This is a genomic window from Halomonas sp. 3D7M, assembly GCF_014897885.1.
Classification (GTDB): domain Bacteria; phylum Pseudomonadota; class Gammaproteobacteria; order Pseudomonadales; family Halomonadaceae; genus Vreelandella.
This window is the reverse complement of sequence record NZ_JABUZF010000271.1, coordinates 1-6,002: the sequence shown is the minus strand read 5'-3', so window position 1 is coordinate 6,002 and position 6,002 is coordinate 1. Positions and strand designations below refer to the sequence as shown.

Annotated in this window: 7 protein-coding genes; 4 read left to right on the top strand and 3 right to left on the bottom strand. The window is 53.8% G+C overall.

Features of this window, described 5'->3' with window-relative positions; translation table 11 throughout:
• Window positions 1-817, bottom strand: an 817-nt coding sequence (locus tag INT22_RS18950) for a sugar kinase (RefSeq protein WP_226912918.1), incomplete at its 3' end; no start/stop codon positions are given.
• A gap of 89 nt (window positions 818-906) precedes the next feature.
• Window positions 907-1,923, bottom strand: coding sequence for a LacI family DNA-binding transcriptional regulator (locus tag INT22_RS18945; protein ID WP_193061236.1), 1,017 nt, complete (start codon window positions 1,921-1,923; stop codon window positions 907-909).
• A 183-nt stretch (window positions 1,924-2,106) separates the two neighbouring features.
• On the opposite strand from INT22_RS18945, the gene INT22_RS18940 reads away from it, so the two are divergent.
• From INT22_RS18940 to INT22_RS18930, 3 genes are all read left to right on the top strand, one after another.
• Entirely contained in the window at window positions 2,107-2,970 is an 864-nt protein-coding gene (locus INT22_RS18940; protein ID WP_193061237.1) for a methyltransferase domain-containing protein, read from the top strand.
• Complete coding sequence (locus INT22_RS18935; protein WP_193061238.1) at window positions 2,967-3,956, top strand: methyltransferase; 990 nt, start codon at window positions 2,967-2,969, stop codon at window positions 3,954-3,956. The genes INT22_RS18940 and INT22_RS18935 overlap by 4 nt, the downstream gene beginning before the upstream one ends.
• An 85-nt stretch (window positions 3,957-4,041) precedes the next feature.
• The gene (locus INT22_RS18930; protein ID WP_089037575.1) at window positions 4,042-4,770 is read left to right on the top strand and encodes an SIMPL domain-containing protein; all 729 of its coding nucleotides are present in this window, start codon (window positions 4,042-4,044) and stop codon (window positions 4,768-4,770) included.
• A gap of 11 nt (window positions 4,771-4,781) precedes the next feature.
• On the opposite strand, the gene greB is transcribed toward INT22_RS18930, so the two are convergent.
• Window positions 4,782-5,330, bottom strand: a complete 549-nt coding sequence (gene greB, locus INT22_RS18925) for a transcription elongation factor GreB (protein WP_193061239.1) — start codon at window positions 5,328-5,330, stop codon at window positions 4,782-4,784.
• Window positions 5,331-5,508: 178 nt separating this feature from the next.
• Here greB and INT22_RS18920 point away from each other — a divergent pair.
• A partial coding sequence (locus INT22_RS18920; protein WP_193068756.1) for a hypothetical protein occupies window positions 5,509-6,002 on the top strand: 494 nt, incomplete at its 3' end.

Below are 6,002 nucleotides of genomic sequence, written 5' to 3'. Positions count from 1 at the left end.
CGAAGCCATCGCCTGCGCCAACGGTATCGACTACTTCAGCGACTGGTTGACCAGGAACCAAACAACTTTCCAGTGAGCCGTTGATGTTGCCGCGATAGTAGCTACCTTCTGGACCCAGTTTAATAATGACAGCCTTAACACCGCGCGCCAGATAGAAGTCGGCAATTGCTTCAGGCGATTCGCAGCCAGTCAGCAAGCGCCCTTCGGCCAGCCCTGGCAATACCCAATCGGCACGGCTGGCAAGTTCATTTAAGGTAGTGCGCATGACGTTCTCGTTGGGCCAAAGTGACGGACGCAGATTGGGGTCAAAGGAAATACTCGCACCATGAGCACGCGCCTGTTTCATCAAATGGCGGGTAAGCTGGCAAGCGCTTTCAGATAAGGCTGGGGTAATGCCTGTTGCGTGTAGGTGGGTAAGTGCCTGAAAGTCGACATTCTTAGCATCCTCAATAGAGAGGTGGCTCGCGGCACTGCCTTGTCTGAAATATTCAACTCGCGGGTCAGCGCCGTTCTGTGCACGCTCTTTAAAGAGCAGTCCTGTGGGGCGCTGTGAGTCAGTGTGAATATGCTGGCTATCGATACGCTCAGCTTCCAGTGCTTTGCGAATAAATTGGCCGAAACTGTCATTGCCCACTCGGCTTAGCCAGCTTACCTGAAAGCCCAGCCTGGAGAGGCCTATCGCGACATTATTATCGGCACCCGCCAAACGGCGCTGAAAGTGCTCAATGTTTGCAAGAGGGCCGGGGGCATCGGCGACAAACATGGCCATGGCTTCGCCGAAGGTCAGTATTTTGGGTGCAGAATCAGACTGTGTCATAGGGCGTCTCACTCGTTTTGCTGCTGATTGGGAACGATACCATTTCGAGGTGTCAGTTGTACGGCGTCTCGCAACGCTGCAGGTAAGGGCTATCCTGAGGGGGTAGTGCTACCCCGGGCAATTAGCGTTGGTGAGTGTCGGGCTTGCACGGCGAGCTTACCTGCGTGCTGGGGAAGCTGATTAAGCAGGCAGGCAACTGCGGCTTGACCAATCGCATCGGTTGGCTGGGCAAGGGTGGTGATGCCTGGCGACACGAGTTCACACCACTCCAACTCATCAATGCCTAGTAAACCGATTGAGCCCATCGTGAGGCCAAGGTGCTGAAAGCCGCGCACCATCGCGAGCGTTACGTTGCCGTTGGCGCACAATACTGCCTTGGGAGCGCTGGCAGGCCGCCGGGTAAACTCGCTTAATGTTGGCAGGGCTGAATGTTCATCTAGGCTGCTTAGCACTAGCGTCTGGTTGTCCAGGCCTAGGGTTTTTACTTGCTGCTTAAATCGTTTCAGCCGTTCTTGGCGAGCGCTGGCATGTTCAGGTGCTTCACTTACATAAAGCACTGAGCGATAGCCTTGTTGCACTAAGTGATCCAGTGCCATATCAATCGCTTGGGTGTTATCGAGCCCAATAACCTCGGCATCGAGTTGGCGAATTTCGCGATCAAGCAGCACCAGCGGAATACCGCTGTGCATTAATGCTTGCAACTGAGATTCAGGTTGCCCCGCCGCATTGATGATTAGTCCTTCCACTTGGTAGGCGGCCAGCGACGCTAGTTGCGTTTGTTCTTGCTCTGGGTCGTTATCGGTATTGCATACGATCAGCGAATAGCCGTGGGCTCGAGCGGCCTGCTCCACGCCATGCACAGCGGCAACCGAAAAAGGGTTACGTATATCAGCCACTAGCATACCCAGCAGCCGTGAGCCTCCGCCTTTTAGGCCACGCGCCATGAGATTGGGTTGATAGCCCAATGTGTTAGCTGCCTGCTCAATTTGTGACTGGAGCTTGGGGGTTAGCCGTTCGCGTTCTGAACCGAAATAACGTGAGACGCTGGTTTTGGATGTACCCGCTAATTTGGCAACTTCGATGAGGGTGGCCCGAGGTGACGGCATAAGTGGCGTGTTTCTTAAATAAATGGGAACGTTCCCAAATTAGCTGTTTTCGATCCGAAAGACAATACTCGTGGTATGGCTTGGCATCGACAATTAGCCCCCGTTGTCTTCACTATCGGAGCAAGCCTTCTGCTCTCAGGCAGGTTAAACTACGCGACTTTGAGTCAACGCTTGGCGCCATGCATGCATCCTCTTGATACATCAACAAGTCATATTTCAAACAGCCATATTGCAAAAGGCTATGAGCTAACCCAAGCGGGAGATCGCTATTTCGATGGCTTGGTCGATAAGTTCTCTCGTTCGCTTTACCAAGCGCCCCGTGGCGAGCTGCGGCTGGCGATGCTGGATTATTTGCTGCCGCAAATGCTGCGCCTGACAGCACAGCCAGTACTTGATGTTGGTGGTGGTTTAGGACAGCTCTCGGGCTGGTTTGCTCAGCGTGGGCACGCGGTCACCATGGCAGAGCCTTCCCAGGATATGTTGGCCCATGCAAATGCATGGCATGACGAGCGATGTGCTGCAGATGCTTGGCCACCAGAACAGCTGCGCTATCTTGCCGCGCCACTTCAGTCGCTGCCGCAGCAAGCGCCTGGGCCGTGGCCGCTTATTACCTGCCACGCTGTGCTTGAGTGGTTAGGAGAGCCTGAGCAGGCTGTGCAAACGCTGGCGAGTCTGCTTGCCCCCGGCGGGCAGTTAAGTTTGATGGTGTTTAACCGCGATGCGTTGCGTTTTTCCAACGTCATCAAAGGTAACTTACAAAAAGCGCTTAGCGACCAGCTTGAGGGCAAAGGTAAGCGACAGCGGTTAACGCCTATCTCACCGGTCACCCACGACGAAGTGTGCCAGTGGGCAGCGAATAACGGCCTGCGCATGGATTCCGTTGCCGGGATACGAATTTTTCAGGACTATTTACGCCATCCCTCTGCGGAAGAGAGCGAGCAGGCAACGCTGCTGGCGCTCGAAAAGCAGTATTGCCGCCAAGATCCTCACTGGCGGCTAGGTCGCTATTTACTTTACACCTTCACCAAACCCGAGGCCGATGTATGAGCGCTCAACTGCCTGCTTGCCAACTCCTTGAACGTTTCTATGGCCAAGCGGCTAACTTATGGCCCGTTGCGCCGCCTGCTGATGCTTGGTTGCAAGCCCACTCCACGGCAATGATAAGTGGGGATGTGGCGCTGCGTGAACACTGGGCATCCGGCGGTAAAGCAGCCGCTAGCCCGTTTGATGCACCCTTTATTCAGCAGGCTGGGCAGGTGGTGCTGTTTTGGCCGAAGGCTCATCAACTGGGAATCTGGTGGCTAACATGGCTATGTCACGTGTTGCCTGAAAATACCCCGCTTGATGTTGTTGGTGAGCACCAGGGAGGCATCAAGCGCGTGCCTAAGATATTGAATGAGTTGGGCATGCGCTGCGATAAGCTCGATAATGCTCGTCGTTGCTCGTTGTTTGCTACGCGCACGGTAGCGATGGAGCAGCCAGATAATGCGTGGCAAACCTTTGACGCGCTGGATTTAAAACTGGTGAGTCATCCTGGCGTCTTTGGTCACGGCAAGGTTGATGAAGGCACGCGTTTAATGCTCGAAAGCATAGCGACTAGCTTGCCCAAAAAGCCGCTCAACGTGCTGGATATGGGCTGCGGCGACGGCATTATCAGTGCTTGGCTTGCAGCGCGAGGCCATCAGGTCACCGCCGTGGATGTCAGTGCGTTTGCAGTGGAAGCGTGCCGCCGAACGCTAGCAGCCAACCAGCTTAGTGGTCGAGTGCTTGAGAGCGACGTCTATTCAGCGCTTGGGGGAGAGCAGTTTGATCTGATCATCAGCAATCCGCCGTTTCATCAGGAGCGCGAGATTACCTATAGCCCTAGCGCACGGCTGATTTCAGAAGCGCCCAATCATTTATCGGCCAAGGGGCAGCTTGTGTTAGTGGCGAATGCCTTTCTTCCTTATCCTGATGTGCTGGAAGGCACCTTCGGTAGTTTTGAGACCTTGGCAGATAATCGGCGCTTTAAAGTGTATCGAGCCGCTAAATAGCAAGCGCCACTGCTGAGACGACTATTTACGTCTATGATGCCATTTGTAAGCCTCGTTTCGGTGACACGTGTAAAAGGAGATGGAAATGACAGGAAGCGTTCGTACGACGGCCGTTATTGGCAGTGCGTTGATCTTGGGCGGTTTGCTGGCGCTGGGGCTAGTGTGGGGAGGCAGTTACTTCAAAGGGGCAGCGGAGGTTTGGCAGCAATCTTCACGCAGCGTCACCGTGCGTGGCTTGTCCGAGCGCGAAGTGGCGGCGGATATGGTGCTATGGCCACTTAACTATACTGTTAATGCCAATTCGCTTTCTGACTTAGAGCAGCAACTTTCCAGCAATGAGCAGTTGATTCGCCAATTTCTGGATGCCCGTGGTTTCGATATGGGCAACGTCAGCGTAACGCCACCGCGTATCACTGATCAATTTAGCAATATGTATGGTGGCGAACGCCCAGACGAGCGCTATCGGGCTGAGGCTACGTTGTTGCTACGTACTGATAATGTTAGTGGGGTGATAGAGGCGGTGCCCCAAGCCACTGCTTTGGTACGTCAAGGCGTGCTGTTGTCGCCTAGCTATGAATACCGCACTGAGTTTTTGTTTACTGGCTTAGACGACATTAAGCCTGAAATGATTGCTGAAGCGACGGCTGATGCACGCAATGCAGCCCAGCAGTTTGCCGAGGATTCTGGTAGTGGTGTTGGGGGAATACGCCAAGCGACCCAGGGCTACTTTTCCATTGAAGATCTTGATAGCTATACACCCCATATCAAGCGAATCAGAGTCGTCACTACGGTAGATTACGCGTTAGAAGAGTAGTCCTTAGCGCCTCAAGTAGGCGGTGATTTCATGCCCGGATAACGGATCGCCGTGATGGTGTAGAACGTCTCGCCATTGGGTGTGAGTACCGTGATATCGTCGTCTACTTCTTTCCCGAGCAGTGCTTTGGCCATAGGGGCATCGATACTGATCCAGCGCTTTTTGGTATCGATTTCGTCGTGGCCAACAATTCTAAGATGAACTTGCTCTCCGCTTTCATCTTCCAAATCGACGTACGCGCCAAAAAAAACCTTGCTGGTGTCAGCGGGCAGACGATCAACAATTTGCAGTTCGTCCAACCGTTTTGTTAGGTAGCCGATACGCGCAATAACGCGGTTTAACTCTTTCTTGTTATAGGTGTAATCGGCATTTTCACTGCGGTCACCCTGGGCGGCCGCTTCGCCGACTTTGGCCGAAATGGCGGGGCGTTTAACTCGCGATAGATGGTCCAAGACAGCGCGTAGGCGAGCCGCACCCTCTGCTGTGATCAGGTTGCTCTTAGGTTGTTGGCGCGGGTCTTTCGCTGGATCGCGCCAGCGCGTCATATTTCGGCCTTTCATTGCGTTTTTCACCTCCTCAAAGAGCACCAGCTTACGCTAATGGCAGTGTGGTTAACAAAGCGCTTATTTATTGGCGATTCATTCAAACGTTCGTTACATTATGGGTGTGGGTGATTTCAGACCCCAATACCAAACGTATTACTTGTTAGAAAGCACAAAAATAAACCAGGAGCTTATTATGCGCACACCCCCTTTTTCTCGGTTACTCATTGCAGCGGCGTTAGGTAGCGCCTTAGCGCTAGCCCCATTAAGCGTGTCGGCTTATGAAGGTGACGTATTCTCGCTAAAAAATCGCTGGGAACACACCGTCACTGAGATGCCAGCTAACGAGCGTGAGAGCACGCTTAAAGCGCTGGCCAGTGAGGCTGAGCAATTGGCTAGCCAACATCCTGATCAAGCGGAAGTATTGATCTGGCAAGGCATCGTGCTGGCTTCCTACGCACGTGAACGCGGTGGGCTTGGTGCATTAGGCACCGCGGGCGATGCCCGCGATGTGCTGGAGCGGGCCATTGAAATCGACCCACAAGGCGGCAATGGCTCGGCTTATGTCACGCTAGGAGCGCTATACGACCGCGCACCAGGCAGGCCGTTAGGCTTTGGCAACAGCAATACCGCTGAGCGCATGTTTCAGCGCGCGCTAGAGATTCGCCCAGACGGTATTGATGTGAACTA

Excerpts from the sequence above, each read along its gene's own strand:
- INT22_RS18945 (WP_193061236.1), bottom strand. The coding sequence starts at position 1,923 with ATGCCGTCACCTCGGGCCACCCTCATCGAAGTTGCCAAATTAGCGGGT.
- INT22_RS18935 (WP_193061238.1), top strand. The coding sequence starts at position 2,967 with ATGAGCGCTCAACTGCCTGCTTGCCAACTCCTTGAACGTTTCTATGGC.
- INT22_RS18930 (WP_089037575.1), top strand. The coding sequence starts at position 4,042 with ATGACAGGAAGCGTTCGTACGACGGCCGTTATTGGCAGTGCGTTGATC.
- greB (WP_193061239.1), bottom strand. The coding sequence starts at position 5,330 with ATGAAAGGCCGAAATATGACGCGCTGGCGCGATCCAGCGAAAGACCCG.
- INT22_RS18940 (WP_193061237.1), top strand. The coding sequence starts at position 2,107 with ATGCATCCTCTTGATACATCAACAAGTCATATTTCAAACAGCCATATT.